Below are 13899 nucleotides of genomic sequence, written 5' to 3'. Positions count from 1 at the left end.
TCCATGTGTTTATTAACGAGCGGTAACGCTCTCAGATTTACGATAGCCCGCACGATAGAGCGATATTTCCGGAAGGCAGCAAGAGTCTTCGTCTTTTGCATCTCTCGGCATGCCTACAGACATTGCCTTTGCTACACGAACTGAAACGTCACCAGAGAGCTTGTGAGCAACTTTTCGTGCAAGAGAATCGTCTTGCATTGCTTGCTTACGCTGTAACGCTCTACGTGCTCTCCGGCGATTTCTGGCGTTATCGTCAGCCAGGATAGTGATGACTACTGTCATGATGACCTCCGATGATTGACTTTGGTGATTGGATGGCCGGTGCTGATCTCCGACACATGCGCCTGTTCAGGGCGCAACCAGCCTCCACCGGGAGCTTCCCCTTCCGCACTCTGTAGCGCGGAAACCTCTCTCGCATCAGCCTGCGCATTCATCCAATCCCAAAGCCAACTGCTCTTTGGTTCCCGCATTTCGGCGGGACAATCCCATCAATTTTAAAGAGCCTGCCAATCTGTTCCTTTTGGCTACCAGCGTCCTGCTGATGGCTAAAAGATACAGGTAAAACTGTTATTTGGTCAACAGGCAAAACTGTATTATTTGTGATTTACACAGATATATCTGTTTTTAAAGGTGATTTATTTTTATTTGGATACAAAAAAACCGGCCTTAGCCGGTTTGATTGGGTGGTTGATGTTATCGCTTTCGGCGATAAATGCGGTGTTCAACCATAGTGCCTATGATTTTTACCGGAGTGGAAGAACTACTAATAATAGGGTAGTCATCATTGAGCGGCAGGAGCTCAAAGTGCTGGATGCCATTGTGATCCGATAGCGTAGGGCGATACTTCTTAAATGTCGCCTCATGGTCTCCATTGGCCGCCACTACAAACTCCCCTGGTGCTGGCTCAATGTCAGGATCAACAATAATCACATCGCCTGCTTTAAAGTCAGGCTCCATTGAGTCACCTACTATCTTCAATGCAAAAGCAAACTCAGACCAGTCCATGTCGGTCATGACATATTCATAGCTGCCATCGAACGCCTCTATCTTCTCCTTAGTAGCAAGCGCTCCGGCCTGGACATAGCTAATCAAAGGTATTTTCCTTGTGTTGACCTCTGCGACCGACTGGAAAATACCGCCGTTCATTAACCATGTAGGGTCGCAATTGAGGGCGTTGGCGATCCCTACTATGTTTCGGGGCTTAACGGTCTTCCCATCTTCAATGCTAGCCCATGACTGCTGTTTTATGCCAGCACGCTCAGCTGCTTCCGTCTGAGTCAAACCCAAAGACATTCTCGTCTTTTTTACTCTATCTGCCAGGCTCATAAACCCCCCTAAAGTTGCCGTTAATCCTTACAGCAACGACTGTATTTGACAAACAGATATAGCTGTCGCACAATACAGGTAAAACTGTAGAGGTGAGAAAAATGGATAGCTTATCTACCCGCCTCAAACAGAAGCGAGCTGAGTTGAAGTTGACTCAAGCCGAGTTGGCTGCAAAGACCGGGATCAAACAACAATCCCTGCAGCGAATCGAAGCTGGAGAAACCAAGCGCCCGCGCTTTTTGTTTGAGTTAGCCAGTGCGCTTAATTGCGACCCGGCATGGTTGATGTACGGAACCAAAAACGGCAAAGCCGCCTAAGAATTACCGCTCTTTAAAACTCTGGCCTCGCTCCCACCGAAATGTCGGAGCTCTATTTCTGACGATGCTACGGCTTCGTCACGTAAATCATTTATTAACCAAGGGAAGTATTACAAATGGAACGCACACAAACACGCACGGAAGCGCTGAAGATTGAATCGGCGCTACTCAACAAAATTGCAATGAAGGGTAGCTCTGAAATCGCTAATGCAATCGGTGTTGACCGGTCGCAGATATCACGCTGGAAAGAGACCTGGCTGCCGAAGCTTTCAATGCTTCTGGCAGTACTGGAATGGGGAGTGGTTGACGATGATATGGCGCGGTTAGCCAGTCAGGTTGCAGCGATTCTCACAAAGAAAAAGCCACCAACTGCTGGAACAGGTGATGGCTCTCAAATCTCACTAACATTCTGAGGTAAGTATACATGCAATTATCTACGTCAGTAAACCAGACCATGACCAGTGAAGAGCTGGCAACCCTTCTTGAACTCCGCCATGACAACGTTCGCCAGGCGGCCATAAACCTCCAGAGCCACGGAATTATTACTTTCACTGAAACCTCAGTGAAAGGTGCTGGGCGTCCAAAGTTGGTTATGCACTTCGACAAAAGAAACAGCATTGTCATGGCGGCCAAACTTAACGATGCCCTTATGGCCTCTGTCGTTGACCGCTGGATTGAGCTTGAGGGGAAACAGCAGATACCACAGACGCTACCCGACGCCCTTCGCCTTGCCGCTGATCTGGCAGAGGAAAAGCTGCAGCTTGAGAATCAGTTAGCTCTGGCGGCTCCCAAGGTTCAATTCGTTGACAGCTACGTCGAAGCATCCGGTTCTCTTGGCTTCCGTGAGACCTGCAAACTTCTTCACATCAAAGAGAACTTATTCCGCAAGTTCCTTCTTGATCACGAAATCATGTATCTCCTAGCCGGAAAGCTGACGCCATACGCGCAGCACATCGACGCCGGGCGATTCACTGTTAAAACTGGCGAGAACCAGACTAACGGACACGCTTTCACCCAGAACAAATTCACGACCAAAGGCATTCAGTGGATAGCTGGCCTTTGGGCTTCAAGCCAAATCAAACAAGAGGCAGCGTAATGGCAAGGATCAGAACAGTAAAGCCGGAGTTCTGGACTGACGAGAAGGTGGTTGAATGCTCAATTGCCGCCCGACTCCTTTTCGTCGGCATGTTTAATTTCTCTGATGACAACGGAAATCTGGTCAACTCCCCGAAGCGGATAAAGATGCAGGTTTTTCCAGCTGACATCATCGACTGTGAGCCGTTATTAAAAGAGCTGATTACTCATGGACTACTCACTGAGTACTCAGTGAATGATGTTAGTTACCTGAATATAAAGGGATTTAATAAGCATCAAAAAATAAACAGGCCGTCTAAAACTGATATCCCAAAGATGGAACTCCATGAGCACTCAGTGAGTAGTCATGGAGCATTCACTGACGGAATGGATACGGAAGGGAAAGGAGAAGGAAAGGAAGAACATAACACCCAAGCCGCTGACGCGACTTGCGAGGGTGAACTTGTCTCTGAAGATCCCATTCCAAATAACGTTCAGGAGATGGCAGGGCGTTACGCATTCGAAGGCAACATTGTTCGGCTGAACCACAAGGACTACGACTCCTGGAAAGCGCTTTATCCAAACATCGATCTCCAATACGAACTCCTGAAACTTGATATCGAGTTCACCCATGAGAAGCCAAAAAACTGGTTTATCACTGCCAGCCAGAAACTGAGCTACCAGAACAAACAGGCGCTAACCCGTGGTGGCAAGCGAGCCGTTAACGATAACTCCCCTCACTGGAACAGCCCTGAAGGCTGGAAGGACTTCATATGAGCCTGCAGCTCGTAGAGGCGATTAATAACCGCGACGGCGCTGCTATGGCCCGGATGTCTGGCGGTCATTACGAGCCCGACAAGGTAATCGGCAGCGAGGCCGAATCGCTGGTTGACTCGCTGTTCCGACAGCTTAAGCAAATCTTCCCGGCAGCAGTCAGTACCAGCCTGAAAAGCGAAGCTGACGAGAAAACGACTAAGCGCCAGTGGATCGTCGCCTTTGCTGAGAACGGCATCAAAACGCGGGAGCAGCTTTCAGCCGGTGTTCGCCATGCGCGAGCCAGTAACTCTGACTTCTGGCCGTCCCCCGGCAAGTTCATCTCTTGGTGCAAAGACAGCTCGATGGTGCTTGGCGTTACGCTGGAAGACGTGATGGCAGAGTTTCACCGGTACGCTCGCGAGAAGGGTATGCACTCAGGAGGCGCAGAGCGGTTCCCGTGGTCGAAGCCTGTCATGTACTGGATTGTCTGCGATACACGAAGGGCGATGTATCAGCGTCAGCTAAGCGAAAGCGAGGTCGAAAAATACGCCGCTAAGCAACTGGATGAATGGTCGAAAAAGGTATCGGCAGGCCAGCCAATCCCCGACCCGGTAGCCAGCCTTGAGCAGAAAAAAGAGGTCATGCAGACGGCAAACTTCACCACGAAAGACGACGGGAAGATGCACTACATGCCGAACGCCGCAGTGCTAGGCTCGGTAACACCTGCTGCCTGGCTGTTCGAGGAATACAAACGGCGCAAGGCCAACGGTCTGATTAAATAATCAGGAGGAATCATGATTAAAAAAGTAAATCTCAACTACCGCATCTGGGAATGGTTATCTCGCAACCCCCGCAAGAAACAGGGCGAGATCGTCGCAGAGTTCGGCATCAACCAGACCACGATAGCGTCAGCACTTCTGAAAATGATGCGGCGTGGCAGTATCGAGCGCAGCGGTGAGAAATGGCAGTACACCTACGCAGCGACGAACATAGCCCCGCAGAAATACGGACGCGTGAAGCCTGATTATCGCGTCGAATGCGGCCAGATGGTTTTCGTTGAGAGCAGCGCCGGCAACACAATATTCGACGAGTGCCGCCTGAACTGGCAGGGCTACGAGTCAAATAAGCGGTTGAAGGAGGTAAGAAGTGCACGAATCCATGCATGAGTTGCTAACCAATCCACGCTTCGGCACGGTCGTTGAAAGGTGCCTTGATGAGAAAGAATTCATCGAGCAGTTTGAAAGGCTATCAGGAGTTAACAGGCCACCATTAAGGCGCTCGCCATTCGAAGTGATGATTGATAAAGCAACCGGCTTCGAGCAATCGCAGTGGGAAGCTTTCTTCAAAGAGTTCATCCAGTTCGTTTACCGCTTCGTGTGGCTTACCTGGCCTGAGCGAAACAATGAGGAGTATTGGAAATGAACAGTTGGAAATTAGCATTGCTTGCCGCATCAGCCTGGAGCGCTGGAATGGCTATCGGCTGGTTAGGTGTCTCGGTCGTTTTGTGGGAGTTTCAGCCTGTAAACCCATCAATGGTGCTCAGGCTCTTTGTCGTCATATGGGGATTCCCATTTGCTATGGCTGCCCTCTGCGAAGCCTACAGGAAGATTAACAAGATGCTTGAAGGAGTGAGAGCGTGACAGAGCCAAGAATAGAAAGACTATACGGAAAGGGCGCGGCATTTAAATTTAAGTTCAAACGCGCTCACGTAGCTATTGATATTGCCGAATACTATGGTGACGACATTGTCGATAGTGCTCACTACATCCGTGCTGGAAAGGTTTTGAAAGAGGGGGTCGAGCGCGGTGTAATCAAGAAGGTTGGCGCCGCAAGATACCAGCTTGTCGAGGATTGAATATGAGCGCTTACATCACAGAGTTAATCGCAGGGCTATCAGTAATGGTGGCCTTTTTTATTTGTGCTGCCGGGAGGAAAGAGAAGTGAAAGTGAAAATGACGGCTGATTGGGCTGATAAAGACGGGTACCCAAAGGAAGGTGATGTGCTCGAAGTGAGCGATGTTGTTTACGACTACGGTGAAGTTGATTATTTCGAGTGCAAGTGGCGCGGCGAGCCAATTGCCGTTTATCCGTATGAATGTGAAGTTATCAACTAACCGGCCACGGCCTTACTGGAGGGGATATGGATAACAGATACGAATTAGCGGAACAGCACGGCATGTCTAAAGAGTTTATCGATTGGTTTTTCGACACCAAAAAAGACGGCCTTGGCAATGTCTGGTTCATGATGATGGCGGCGATGTGGGAAGGATGGAAAGGCGCTGACGAGCGGAGGGGATATGGAAAGTAAATCAAGAGAGCAGTTTGATTCTGTCGATGAAAAAGACTACGAGTTCTACGCAATTGTTGACGAGGATGATGGCGTCGTTTCAGTCAGGCACGAGAAGTATGGCGAGATAAAGGCAATCTTTCGTTCATATGTAGAGGCGTCAAATGCGCTTGAATTGCAGGATTCCAAGGGGCGGCTACGGGTTGAGCCATGTGAAATCGTTAGCGCTTAACAGGCCAAAAGCATCAGATGGAGAACAGGATGGATAAATCAAGAGAAGAATTCCTGGCATGGGCAAATAGGAAAAAATCGTCAAAGCTAACGTCTGAATCCATGAGCGTAATTCGCAACAGCGGAAGATTTGCTAGCGAGTCACTACAGAAGAGATTTGAGGCATGGACGGCCAGCAGGGTTACGGGAAAGGTTTTGGCTTACATTACGCCACACGGTGACGCCGTAAGCGGAAATGACTTTGCAGGTGGCGAAGAAGAGATGCATCACAGTGCAAAAACGGAAGGGTGGACACCATTAATCGCCGGGATAACCGTTAAAGGAGAAGGGGATGAGTGAGCACGTAGCAAGCTTTGAAAAGTGGGTTGCTGACGAAATGGGTCATACCGTTGCATACATCACGATGCGAAGAAAGCAGAATGCGGTAGGTGGCGTCTATTACGATCACGAAGAAATCCACAAGAGATATCGTGCATGGTGCGCTGGCTTCAGCTCAAAATCAGGATTGCCAGGGTGGTAGGAAATGCAAATCGACCTGGTTAAACACCCAGGCGGCGTATTCTCTCCAGCACATGAAACAGACCTCGAAAGACTCCAGCGATTCAAGAACGGCGAAATCTACACCGCCGAGATAAAGCTAACCCGCCGACCGGCATTTCACCGAAAGATGTTCGCCTTCTTCAACTTCTGCTTTGCGCACTGGAGCGCCGAAAGGACGCCCCTGGCCAACGCAGATGAAGCTACTCAGTTTGACCGATTCAGGAAGGACTTAACCATCCTGGCGGGATTCTATGAGCAAACGATGAGGCTTAACGGTGACATCAGGACGGAGGCCAAGAGTCTGGCTTACGCGAACATGGACGCTGACGAGTTCGAGCGTTGTTATAAGTCGATGATTAACGCCGCCATAAAACACGTATTCGCCGGCACTAAAGACCAGCGGACCCTCAACCAACTACAGAGCTACTTCTGAGGAGAGCATGCATAAAACATGGTTCATACACCACGACCTCACCACCGAAGAAGCAGACGAACTAATCCACCGCTACACCCTCCGCAACGTTCAAACCGAAAAGACACTAAGCGCCGATCCGAGATACTGGAACGTAGCCGCTTTGCTGCCTGAGGGAAGGACAGAGCCGAGAGCAGACAAAACATATCAGCAGAGGTGCTGGGAATGACGGCTTACTACAACGAGATAGACCCTTACGCCGCAGAGTGGCTGCGGAACCTGATCGCTGGCGGTCATATCGCCCCGGGCGAAGTCGACGAAAGGAGCATTGAAGATGTTACACCAAACGATTTGCGAGGATTTACCCAGTGTCACTTCTTCGCCGGAATTGGAGTCTGGAGTTACGCATTACGACAAGCTGGATGGTCAGACGATAGACCAGTCTGGACAGGAAGTTGCCCATGCCAACCTTTCAGCTCGGCAGGCAAAGGAGCTGGGTTTGCTGACGAGAGACACCTCTGGCCATCGTGGAGTTGGCTCATTAAACAGTGTCGTCCTTCAACGATTTTTGGAGAGCAGGTTCGTACAGCTTTTAAAAACGGATGGTTTGATAAAGTGGCAAATGACATGGAAATGGCTGGTTACGCCATCGGGGCGCAAAATATACCTGGTGGCACTGTCGGCTCCCAGCATAAGCGAGACCGGCTTTACTTCGTGGCCTACTCCAACCAAGACGCAAGCGGGTGGAACTCCAGAGCAGTTCATGGCGAGGAAGGTAAGATCATTCGGAGCCAGAAATCCAAAGGTAACGGATTTGGGTTTGGCAGTGAGATATCACTACGCGGGAATGATGGGATGGACAGGAAAGTCCCTCAATCCTGCCTTCCCCTGCTGGTTGATGGGTCTGCCACCGTGCTGGCACAAAACAGCGCCTACGGAAACGCCATCATTTCTCAGGCGGCAACGAAATTTATAGAAGTTTTCATGGAGTGCCAGCCATGCTAACCCCATCTGAAACCACATCATACGAACGCAACAGCAACACAGCAGCTGGTCTATGTGCTGGTTGTGCCAGGGTGCTTGATGATGACGAAGTGCACTGCTGTAACGAGTGCGCGAGTGATGCGTACATTGAAACCGGGAAGAAGGGAGTGAATAGCAATGGGTGAATTAAGAGTGGGTGGGCTGGCGGTGATTATCCAAAGCCGCATTCAAGAAAATATCGGCGCGACAGTGCGGCTGTTAAAAAATCTAGGTGTAGTCAGTGGGGTAACTGAAAATATAGAGTTTGAGGCATGGCAAGTGGAATCTTGCTCTGGGGGAAATCTAAAAGGTTATCTTCCCGGTGGGTTGGTTATTAAGACACCAGTGGTTAACTGCCCCGCAAAATGGCTTATGCCCATCGACGGAGAAGACTTCAGCCACGAAGACGAGCATGAGAAGGAGTTGACGCATGGCTAACCTCCGAAAAGAAGCGCGCGGCCGTGAATGCATGGTGCGTATTCCGGGCGTGTGCAACGGCAACAGTGAAACGGTAATTCTCGCTCATCTTCGGATGGCTGGATTAACCGGTGTGGGCATGAAAGCTGATGACTTGTTTGGCGCGTGGTGTTGCTCAGCTTGTCACGATGCGATAGACCGACGCAACCGTACCGTTGATGCTGAATATGCTCACACGCTGCATCTGGAGGGCATTATACGCACTCAGGCGGCACTGTTATCGGAGGGCAAGCTGAAAGCATGAATGCCTATCATCTGAAACTACCCTGGCCGCCCAGCAACAATCGCTACTGGCGTCACTCCCGAGGGAGGCACTTTATCAGCGACTGGGGCAAGCGGTACCGAAAAGAAGTAATCGAAATCATCCAGGCAGCAAAGTTAGATATCAACATCACACCCCGCATCAGAATCACCATCCACGCAGCACCGCCCGACAACCGCAAACGCGATTTGGACAATCTACCCAAAGCCGTTTTTGACGCACTCACCAGTGCGGGCTTCTGGCTGGATGACGGCCAGATTGACGACATGCGGATTAAGCGCTGTCAGCGACACAAGGGCGGCATGCTGTGGCTTGTGATGCATGAGATTGACGGGGAATTACCGGTAATTACAGAACTTATGGAGAGCGCGGCATGAGTACTCAAAACACACTGGCACTACTCAACTGGTATCGGCAAAAGCATGTTCAGGCAGTAAGGACTCCATCTGGAATTGTTCTGATGGGAGCCAGAAACCTTAAGCCGGAAGAAAAGAAAACTCTCCTGGCAATCCCTCAAGGCGATTTAGACGCAGCATTAAGGTGGCAACAATGAGCGTAATCGACATCAACACAGTGAAGATTCAGCGTCAGATTGACGAGAGGCAGAGAGAGGCCATCGATTCCCAGATTAAGCAAGTTGAAGGGTTGATGGTCTTTCTGCTGAGTCAGCGGGAAAAGCTGGATGAGCGACTCGGCTTAAACAAACCAGACGGAGGCGACGCCGCATGACTATCGAAGCGAAAACAATCCCTGACTACCTGGTATTAGCGAGAGGAAATCAGGCCGAGGTGGCGCGTCAATTGGAATGCGACCGCGCAACTATCGCTAAATACGCACGCGATGCTAAAGGTCAGTTTCATGCCGTGGTGTGTGGCGTTCTGATGATTGCACAAGGCGGTCGCGGCAAGCGCCGATGGGAGAAGAAAGCATGAACCTCGAAAACGCAGTCAAGTACCACTTCGCGAAGTCCAGCCAGATAAACGACACCCCACGCTCCACCTCATCAGAAACTTTGACCGGCACTGATGTGATGGCAGCTATGGGGTTAACTCAGAATCGCGCCGCAATGGGCTGCAGCGCTTTTCTCGGGAAGATGGGAATCAGCAAGCATGACAGTGAAAGGGCGATCACCCTGCTAACCGAACACGCTCTAAAGCATTGCGACAAGGTTGCAGCCTTACGCAAGCTCGAAAGCGATATTAAGCCAAAGGTAATGCAAATCCTCGCAATTTACGCATATGCGGATTATTCCCGCAGCGCGGCGAGCACGAGGGAGTGTGATTGCTGTAGCGGGGCCGGGTTTATCGACGCTGAGGTGTTCACGATGAAAACCTCTGGATGGGGTTGGCGTGAAATCAAAGAGACGGCCAGGGTGCTATGCCATAAGTGCAAAGGGAAAGGCGTTATCAGCACGGCATGCAGCGACTGCAAGGGGCGAGGTAAGTCGATGGATGAAAAGCTGACGAAGGAGCAAGGAGTTCCGGTAATCGCCAACTGTAAGCGCTGCAATGGTCGGGGATATGAGCGCATACCCTCCACGGACGCCCACAACGCCATTTGCGAGATAACAGAAAGCATTTCACTGGATACGTGGAAGAAGAGCGTGAAGTCGTTCTACGACGACTTATCGCTTGAGCTGGATATCCAGGAGGCTTACGCAGACCGGGCGCTGAAGACGGCAACACAATAGTGAAAGATAAAATAGCTCACAAAGTTATAGTGAGCTATTTACTTTTCCCGAAACTGTGTTAATCTCACTCTAACGATGGGTAATGCCGTTCGTTAAAGGGCTTCGAGGAAATAAGTAAACATCGCACACCGGAGCGAAAGCTGCCTTGAGATGAAGAGGCCCAAAAATCTAAGCCACTGGTTAACGCCGGTGGCTTTTTTATTGGCTGAAACTGGTAAGGGCATTAGGCAGACGGCAATCCACGCTCCCCGACTAGCGCAGATGCGAAAGGTTGGCGCGGATTGTGGCGGCGCTCGTCAGTGCTCTTTCCAGTTTTCGTCAACGTTAGTGGCTTTGCGGGTTTTTAGAAACTGACCACAAAGATAAATGCAAACGATGAACAATTCCTGGCAGTAGCCTAGCGGCTAAACACCAGTGAGGTCTTCCGACTCCTCATCAACGAATTCGGCGCACTGGCCCGGTGTGATTAATAATGGGCGCACAACAGGTAAGAGCATTGACGGAAGCAACGCCGTGGCGTGACACATGGCCCACTGTGGTAATCAGTGCTCTTTCCGTTGTGGTGAATGCGCAGGCTGATGCGCAATGATTGCACTCCCGTTGCCATGTTCTGCCACTGACGGGCGTAGGCAGAAAAGCCGGATATCAGTGCCGGCCATCACAACCTCATTCGAAGCCTCGGTTAACAGCCGGGGCTTTTTGCGTTTTGCTGTGGCTAGACCGGCCAGTCGAAAAGCAGTATCGTCACTGCCTGCCATAGCGAACATTGACGAGCAACTGGACGAGGTTGTTATGAGTGATATGCATCACGTGACAAGTATCATAGTTCATGTGGCTCAGGCTTTAGCTATGTTGACATTTCTCTTTCTAATGTGGAGATGGAGTAGGCCGCAAAAGAAATCAGAAATTCCAAAGGAGCAGGCTGAGGCCGTGGAACGATGTGTAAAGCTGAGGAATCAGCTAGAGAAAAACCATCTGGAAGCCAATCTAAGCAGCAGATGTTACAAATAGGTCGCTAAGGCGGCCTTTTTTTGTTTTGCGTTCATCCCAAATCCCGGAACACCCTCTATCCCCTCGTAGCGCATCGCGGTAACGGGTGAGCGCAAACCAAAAAGAAACCCGCTCAATGGCGGGCTCGTGAAAATGGGCGGCTGCAAGTTGTTGAAGCAACCTGCAGTCATCTTGCCCGTGAATCGACTCACGAACAAAGACCGAGGCCCACATCGTCTGATCAGACGGTTACAAGGTAGTGCGGATTTGTTCACCTATCAACTCAGAACAGATCCCCAATACCTGGGGGTGGAAATGACCAGAATGCCCTACAAGAGCGATCCGAATATCCTTTCGATCCTCATCGCTTTAGGCATGACCTTCGTAGGCGCGATAGCAAGTTACTCATTCAAAGTTCTCAGCGGTGAAGCATTCAGCTGGAGGACTCTGTGTCTTCAGCTCATCGTGTCCATATTTGCAGGATTGATGATGGCCTTAATTGCCATCCACTACGCCTGGCCTCCTGAGGTCATGGGTGCTTCCTGTGGTCTTGCCGGATGGATGGGTGCGAACTTCATCAAAGCTATTGAGAAGCGCTTTATCAACAAAGTATCCGGGAGTGAAGAAGCTAATGACTAAAGACCAGTTCATGAAGGCTGCCGGATTAACCCAGGCGCTTGCCGACAAATGGTTCCAGTGCGTAACCGACGCAATGAAAGAGTTCGGCATCGACACACCAAAACGCCAGGCCTATTTCCTCGCGCAGGTCGGAACAGAGTCAAACGGGTTCCGCTCGGTGCAGGAATCGCTCAATTACTCCGTTACCGGCCTGCAGATATTTGGCACTCGTTTAACCGGAGCACAGCGTCAGCAGTTGGGTCGCCAGCCTGGCGAGTTACCCCTATCCCCTGCGAGACAACAAGCAATAGCCAACATCGTTTACGGTGGACGCTACGGCAACAACCTCATCGGGGACGGGTGGAAGTATCGCGGCCGTGGTCTGAAGCAGGTCACCTTCCGTGATAACTACGCCGCATGTGGGAAGTCGCTGGGCCTTGACCTGGTGAACAATCCTGACCTACTGCTAACGGATATCAACGCCGCTCGCTCAGCCGGTTGGTTCTGGAAAGCCAATAACTGCAATCAGTTTGCAGATGCGGGTGACGTTAACGGCCTGACCAAAAGAATCAACGGTGGATTTAACGGGCTGCAGGACAGAATCGACAGAACGCGAATTGCTGAGGCCGCATTACGATGAACCTTGCAACACTGAAAACCCTGATCCCCTTTATCTTCTCCGTCATCATCATCGGCTTCATTGCGAAGCTGGGTTACGACAACAAGCAACTGAAGACCGATAACCAGCTTCTGCAATCCGAGGCGCGAGAGCTGACCAGTAAAAACACTGGACTGGCTAATACGCTTCAGGATTTGACCGACGCAGTGACGGCGATGAACCAACTGGCCGACAAAGAGGCCAAACGCCGCGCTGCAGCAGAGATGAAGTCTCAACGACTACAGGACGAAATCAAAAATGCGCTCAAAGACAACCAATGCGCTGTTGCCATTATTCCTGATAGCGTCGTTGAGCGGCTGCGCCAACAAGCCGACAGTGCGAGAAGCCATAAAGGTAAAAAGTCCTCCCATACCAGCAAGTCTTCTGACTGATTGTGCGGTGCCAAACATCCCGGCACAAATGACATTCGGCGATAGCGTCCAGTTAAACATTACCCTGCTGCTCTCTGTAGAGAATTGCAACGGGCAACTGGAAGCTATCCGGGAAATTGAAGCAAACAGGAGCAAGCAATGACTGAACGTGTATACGGCCTGTCAGGAAAGACTGTAGAGGTTGCAGTTCCTGGCTCCGGTGGCGATCTACCAGAAGCGACGAACTCTGTTCTTGGTGGTGTGAAGGTAGGTGACAACATCGAAGTAGAGGGCGGCACTATCAGTGTTCCTTTCGCTCAACCATCCCGATACGGCGTAGTGAAGATTGGCTCACGCCTTGTGGGTGGGGGAGATGGAGTCATTAACGTACCTGTAGCCACCAGGGCAACAGCTGGGGTCATGAAGGCTGGAGATACACTTAGCTTCAGCCCTGATGGCACCATTGAGGTTAACAGCGCGACAACATTTTCCCCGGGAATAGTAATGAAATCTTCTCCGGTAGCGGATGTTGAAACCATCCCCGTAACTGATATCGCAAGCGCCCAATTAGCAATAGCAGCAATGGGCACAACACTTTCCGAGCTTATGCAAGCCCTGCGTAACGCTGGAATATTGGAGAAATAGAATGAGCGACCAGACCGAGTTTTCAAGGTTGGTTCCAGCTATTTTTCAGGAAAAGGCTGTGGACTGGCTTTTTGATATAACCCGTGAAGATATTGAAGCCATGAACTCATGCCCTGAATCTTTCTACATTTCCAGAGAAGAATATAAGGCCGTAACCAGCTATAGAGCATCCTTGCTTAGGGGGATGCTCATTTCCCTCTATCAAGACGAGGTGAAATAGCT

At 50.5% G+C, this 13899-nt stretch carries 31 protein-coding genes; 29 read left to right on the top strand and 2 right to left on the bottom strand.

The annotated features are described in order from the left end of the window. Positions 1-12 precede the first annotated feature (12 nt). Positions 13-282 carry a transcriptional antitermination N peptide gene (locus tag EL098_RS23590; RefSeq protein WP_126357320.1) on the bottom strand — a complete coding sequence of 90 codons (270 nt, stop codon included), beginning with the start codon at positions 280-282 and terminating at the stop codon, positions 13-15. A gap of 411 nt (positions 283-693) precedes the next feature. Beyond that, complete coding sequence (locus tag EL098_RS17210; RefSeq protein ID WP_126357319.1) at positions 694-1326, bottom strand: LexA family protein; 633 nt, start codon at positions 1324-1326, stop codon at positions 694-696. Between the two features lie 101 nt (positions 1327-1427). Here EL098_RS17210 and EL098_RS17205 point away from each other — a divergent pair, with 101 nt between their 5' ends. From EL098_RS17205 to EL098_RS17060, 29 genes are all read left to right on the top strand, one after another. Continuing rightward, a complete protein-coding gene (locus EL098_RS17205) occupies positions 1428-1643 on the top strand; it encodes a helix-turn-helix domain-containing protein (RefSeq protein WP_126357318.1) in 216 nt (71 codons plus the stop codon). A 116-nt stretch (positions 1644-1759) separates the two neighbouring features. Further along, complete coding sequence (locus EL098_RS17200) at positions 1760-2056, top strand: CII family transcriptional regulator (RefSeq protein ID WP_126357317.1); 297 nt, start codon at positions 1760-1762, stop codon at positions 2054-2056. Between the two features lie 11 nt (positions 2057-2067). Then, positions 2068-2739 (top strand): phage antirepressor KilAC domain-containing protein, encoded by a 672-nt coding sequence (locus EL098_RS17195; RefSeq protein WP_232012239.1) that lies wholly within the window; start codon positions 2068-2070, stop codon positions 2737-2739. Beyond that, positions 2739-3494, top strand: a complete 756-nt coding sequence (locus EL098_RS23585; protein ID WP_232012238.1) for a hypothetical protein — start codon at positions 2739-2741, stop codon at positions 3492-3494. Before EL098_RS17195 ends, EL098_RS23585 begins: the two co-directional genes overlap by 1 nt. Continuing rightward, a complete protein-coding gene (locus EL098_RS17185; RefSeq protein ID WP_126357316.1) occupies positions 3491-4255 on the top strand; it encodes a replication protein P in 765 nt (254 codons plus the stop codon). The genes EL098_RS23585 and EL098_RS17185 overlap by 4 nt, the downstream gene beginning before the upstream one ends. A 12-nt stretch (positions 4256-4267) precedes the next feature. Beyond that, positions 4268-4639: a MarR family transcriptional regulator gene (locus tag EL098_RS17180; RefSeq protein WP_126357315.1), complete on the top strand. Its 372-nt coding sequence runs from the start codon at positions 4268-4270 to the stop codon at positions 4637-4639. Then, positions 4620-4895 carry a hypothetical protein gene (locus EL098_RS17175; RefSeq protein ID WP_408609085.1) on the top strand — a complete coding sequence of 92 codons (276 nt, stop codon included), beginning with the start codon at positions 4620-4622 and terminating at the stop codon, positions 4893-4895. The genes EL098_RS17180 and EL098_RS17175 overlap by 20 nt, the downstream gene beginning before the upstream one ends. Continuing rightward, a complete protein-coding gene (locus EL098_RS17170; protein WP_126357314.1) occupies positions 4892-5113 on the top strand; it encodes a zinc ribbon domain-containing protein in 222 nt (73 codons plus the stop codon). The genes EL098_RS17175 and EL098_RS17170 overlap by 4 nt, the downstream gene beginning before the upstream one ends. Beyond that, on the top strand, positions 5110-5328 hold the full coding sequence (locus EL098_RS17165) for a hypothetical protein (RefSeq protein WP_126357313.1): 219 nt from the start codon (positions 5110-5112) through the stop codon (positions 5326-5328). Before EL098_RS17170 ends, EL098_RS17165 begins: the two co-directional genes overlap by 4 nt. A 97-nt stretch (positions 5329-5425) precedes the next feature. Then, positions 5426-5587, top strand: a complete 162-nt coding sequence (locus EL098_RS23250; RefSeq protein WP_164716893.1) for a hypothetical protein — start codon at positions 5426-5428, stop codon at positions 5585-5587. A gap of 26 nt (positions 5588-5613) precedes the next feature. Then, positions 5614-5781, top strand: a complete 168-nt coding sequence (locus tag EL098_RS23245; RefSeq protein ID WP_164716891.1) for a hypothetical protein — start codon at positions 5614-5616, stop codon at positions 5779-5781. After that, positions 5771-5992, top strand: a complete 222-nt coding sequence (locus EL098_RS17160) for a hypothetical protein (RefSeq protein ID WP_126357312.1) — start codon at positions 5771-5773, stop codon at positions 5990-5992. Before EL098_RS23245 ends, EL098_RS17160 begins: the two co-directional genes overlap by 11 nt. Positions 5993-6021: 29 nt before the next feature. Further along, positions 6022-6330 carry a hypothetical protein gene (locus tag EL098_RS17155; RefSeq protein WP_126357311.1) on the top strand — a complete coding sequence of 103 codons (309 nt, stop codon included), beginning with the start codon at positions 6022-6024 and terminating at the stop codon, positions 6328-6330. Next, the gene (locus EL098_RS17150; protein WP_126357310.1) at positions 6323-6511 is read left to right on the top strand and encodes a hypothetical protein; all 189 of its coding nucleotides are present in this window, start codon (positions 6323-6325) and stop codon (positions 6509-6511) included. The genes EL098_RS17155 and EL098_RS17150 overlap by 8 nt, the downstream gene beginning before the upstream one ends. 3 nt (positions 6512-6514) lie before the next feature. Further along, positions 6515-6964, top strand: coding sequence for a DUF1367 family protein (locus tag EL098_RS17145; protein ID WP_126357309.1), 450 nt, complete (start codon positions 6515-6517; stop codon positions 6962-6964). Between the two features lie 204 nt (positions 6965-7168). Then, a complete protein-coding gene (locus tag EL098_RS17135; protein WP_126356133.1) occupies positions 7169-7948 on the top strand; it encodes a DNA cytosine methyltransferase in 780 nt (259 codons plus the stop codon). A gap of 156 nt (positions 7949-8104) precedes the next feature. Continuing rightward, a complete protein-coding gene (locus EL098_RS17125; protein WP_126356131.1) occupies positions 8105-8404 on the top strand; it encodes a hypothetical protein in 300 nt (99 codons plus the stop codon). Next, positions 8397-8687: a DUF1364 domain-containing protein gene (locus EL098_RS17120; RefSeq protein WP_085542934.1), complete on the top strand. Its 291-nt coding sequence runs from the start codon at positions 8397-8399 to the stop codon at positions 8685-8687. The genes EL098_RS17125 and EL098_RS17120 overlap by 8 nt, the downstream gene beginning before the upstream one ends. Further along, the gene (gene rusA / locus EL098_RS17115) at positions 8684-9082 is read left to right on the top strand and encodes a crossover junction endodeoxyribonuclease RusA (RefSeq protein ID WP_126357308.1); all 399 of its coding nucleotides are present in this window, start codon (positions 8684-8686) and stop codon (positions 9080-9082) included. Before EL098_RS17120 ends, rusA begins: the two co-directional genes overlap by 4 nt. Then, positions 9079-9258 carry a hypothetical protein gene (locus EL098_RS17110; protein WP_126357307.1) on the top strand — a complete coding sequence of 60 codons (180 nt, stop codon included), beginning with the start codon at positions 9079-9081 and terminating at the stop codon, positions 9256-9258. The genes rusA and EL098_RS17110 overlap by 4 nt, the downstream gene beginning before the upstream one ends. Next, positions 9255-9434: a hypothetical protein gene (locus EL098_RS17105; protein WP_126356128.1), complete on the top strand. Its 180-nt coding sequence runs from the start codon at positions 9255-9257 to the stop codon at positions 9432-9434. The genes EL098_RS17110 and EL098_RS17105 overlap by 4 nt, the downstream gene beginning before the upstream one ends. Next, complete coding sequence (locus EL098_RS17100) at positions 9431-9637, top strand: protein ninH (RefSeq protein ID WP_126357306.1); 207 nt, start codon at positions 9431-9433, stop codon at positions 9635-9637. The genes EL098_RS17105 and EL098_RS17100 overlap by 4 nt, the downstream gene beginning before the upstream one ends. Beyond that, on the top strand, positions 9634-10395 hold the full coding sequence (locus tag EL098_RS17095) for an antitermination protein (RefSeq protein WP_126357305.1): 762 nt from the start codon (positions 9634-9636) through the stop codon (positions 10393-10395). Before EL098_RS17100 ends, EL098_RS17095 begins: the two co-directional genes overlap by 4 nt. A gap of 1143 nt (positions 10396-11538) precedes the next feature. Then, entirely contained in the window at positions 11539-12024 is a 486-nt protein-coding gene (locus EL098_RS23755) for a phage holin family protein (protein ID WP_331852860.1), read from the top strand. After that, positions 12017-12643: a glycoside hydrolase family 19 protein gene (locus EL098_RS17080; protein ID WP_126357304.1), complete on the top strand. Its 627-nt coding sequence runs from the start codon at positions 12017-12019 to the stop codon at positions 12641-12643. Before EL098_RS23755 ends, EL098_RS17080 begins: the two co-directional genes overlap by 8 nt. Further along, entirely contained in the window at positions 12640-13053 is a 414-nt protein-coding gene (locus tag EL098_RS17075) for a DUF2570 domain-containing protein (RefSeq protein WP_126357303.1), read from the top strand. Before EL098_RS17080 ends, EL098_RS17075 begins: the two co-directional genes overlap by 4 nt. Continuing rightward, positions 12998-13195, top strand: a complete 198-nt coding sequence (gene lysC, locus EL098_RS23880) for an Rz1-like lysis system protein LysC (RefSeq protein ID WP_456297833.1) — start codon at positions 12998-13000, stop codon at positions 13193-13195. Before EL098_RS17075 ends, lysC begins: the two co-directional genes overlap by 56 nt. Further along, positions 13192-13677, top strand: coding sequence for a hypothetical protein (locus EL098_RS17065; protein WP_126357302.1), 486 nt, complete (start codon positions 13192-13194; stop codon positions 13675-13677). Before lysC ends, EL098_RS17065 begins: the two co-directional genes overlap by 4 nt. Before the next feature lies 1 nt (position 13678). Beyond that, positions 13679-13897, top strand: coding sequence for a hypothetical protein (locus EL098_RS17060; protein ID WP_126357301.1), 219 nt, complete (start codon positions 13679-13681; stop codon positions 13895-13897). Positions 13898-13899: the final 2 nt, after the last annotated feature.

The sequence above is a fragment of the Cedecea lapagei genome, from assembly GCF_900635955.1.
In the GTDB taxonomy this organism is placed as follows: Bacteria; Pseudomonadota; Gammaproteobacteria; order Enterobacterales; family Enterobacteriaceae; genus Cedecea; species Cedecea lapagei.
The sequence above is the reverse complement of the archived record's forward strand: the minus strand, read 5'-3'. Positions and strand labels throughout refer to the sequence as shown.

Excerpts from the sequence above, each read along its gene's own strand:
- EL098_RS23245 (WP_164716891.1), top strand. The coding sequence starts at position 5,614 with ATGGATAACAGATACGAATTAGCGGAACAGCACGGCATGTCTAAAGAG.
- EL098_RS17145 (WP_126357309.1), top strand. The coding sequence starts at position 6,515 with ATGCAAATCGACCTGGTTAAACACCCAGGCGGCGTATTCTCTCCAGCA.
- EL098_RS23590 (WP_126357320.1), bottom strand. The coding sequence starts at position 282 with ATGACAGTAGTCATCACTATCCTGGCTGACGATAACGCCAGAAATCGC.
- EL098_RS17210 (WP_126357319.1), bottom strand. The coding sequence starts at position 1,326 with ATGAGCCTGGCAGATAGAGTAAAAAAGACGAGAATGTCTTTGGGTTTG.
- EL098_RS17135 (WP_126356133.1), top strand. The coding sequence starts at position 7,169 with ATGACGGCTTACTACAACGAGATAGACCCTTACGCCGCAGAGTGGCTG.
- EL098_RS17075 (WP_126357303.1), top strand. The coding sequence starts at position 12,640 with ATGAACCTTGCAACACTGAAAACCCTGATCCCCTTTATCTTCTCCGTC.
- EL098_RS17120 (WP_085542934.1), top strand. The coding sequence starts at position 8,397 with ATGGCTAACCTCCGAAAAGAAGCGCGCGGCCGTGAATGCATGGTGCGT.
- EL098_RS17095 (WP_126357305.1), top strand. The coding sequence starts at position 9,634 with ATGAACCTCGAAAACGCAGTCAAGTACCACTTCGCGAAGTCCAGCCAG.
- EL098_RS17080 (WP_126357304.1), top strand. The coding sequence starts at position 12,017 with ATGACTAAAGACCAGTTCATGAAGGCTGCCGGATTAACCCAGGCGCTT.
- EL098_RS17170 (WP_126357314.1), top strand. The coding sequence starts at position 4,892 with ATGAACAGTTGGAAATTAGCATTGCTTGCCGCATCAGCCTGGAGCGCT.
- EL098_RS17150 (WP_126357310.1), top strand. The coding sequence starts at position 6,323 with ATGAGTGAGCACGTAGCAAGCTTTGAAAAGTGGGTTGCTGACGAAATG.
- EL098_RS17065 (WP_126357302.1), top strand. The coding sequence starts at position 13,192 with ATGACTGAACGTGTATACGGCCTGTCAGGAAAGACTGTAGAGGTTGCA.
- EL098_RS23250 (WP_164716893.1), top strand. The coding sequence starts at position 5,426 with ATGACGGCTGATTGGGCTGATAAAGACGGGTACCCAAAGGAAGGTGAT.
- EL098_RS17060 (WP_126357301.1), top strand. The coding sequence starts at position 13,679 with ATGAGCGACCAGACCGAGTTTTCAAGGTTGGTTCCAGCTATTTTTCAG.
- EL098_RS17200 (WP_126357317.1), top strand. The coding sequence starts at position 1,760 with ATGGAACGCACACAAACACGCACGGAAGCGCTGAAGATTGAATCGGCG.
- EL098_RS17180 (WP_126357315.1), top strand. The coding sequence starts at position 4,268 with ATGATTAAAAAAGTAAATCTCAACTACCGCATCTGGGAATGGTTATCT.
- EL098_RS17185 (WP_126357316.1), top strand. The coding sequence starts at position 3,491 with ATGAGCCTGCAGCTCGTAGAGGCGATTAATAACCGCGACGGCGCTGCT.
- rusA (WP_126357308.1), top strand. The coding sequence starts at position 8,684 with ATGAATGCCTATCATCTGAAACTACCCTGGCCGCCCAGCAACAATCGC.
- EL098_RS17125 (WP_126356131.1), top strand. The coding sequence starts at position 8,105 with ATGGGTGAATTAAGAGTGGGTGGGCTGGCGGTGATTATCCAAAGCCGC.
- EL098_RS17195 (WP_232012239.1), top strand. The coding sequence starts at position 2,068 with ATGCAATTATCTACGTCAGTAAACCAGACCATGACCAGTGAAGAGCTG.
- EL098_RS17205 (WP_126357318.1), top strand. The coding sequence starts at position 1,428 with ATGGATAGCTTATCTACCCGCCTCAAACAGAAGCGAGCTGAGTTGAAG.
- EL098_RS17105 (WP_126356128.1), top strand. The coding sequence starts at position 9,255 with ATGAGCGTAATCGACATCAACACAGTGAAGATTCAGCGTCAGATTGAC.
- EL098_RS17155 (WP_126357311.1), top strand. The coding sequence starts at position 6,022 with ATGGATAAATCAAGAGAAGAATTCCTGGCATGGGCAAATAGGAAAAAA.
- EL098_RS17160 (WP_126357312.1), top strand. The coding sequence starts at position 5,771 with ATGGAAAGTAAATCAAGAGAGCAGTTTGATTCTGTCGATGAAAAAGAC.
- EL098_RS23755 (WP_331852860.1), top strand. The coding sequence starts at position 11,539 with ATGGGCGGCTGCAAGTTGTTGAAGCAACCTGCAGTCATCTTGCCCGTG.
- EL098_RS17110 (WP_126357307.1), top strand. The coding sequence starts at position 9,079 with ATGAGTACTCAAAACACACTGGCACTACTCAACTGGTATCGGCAAAAG.
- EL098_RS17100 (WP_126357306.1), top strand. The coding sequence starts at position 9,431 with ATGACTATCGAAGCGAAAACAATCCCTGACTACCTGGTATTAGCGAGA.
- EL098_RS23585 (WP_232012238.1), top strand. The coding sequence starts at position 2,739 with ATGGCAAGGATCAGAACAGTAAAGCCGGAGTTCTGGACTGACGAGAAG.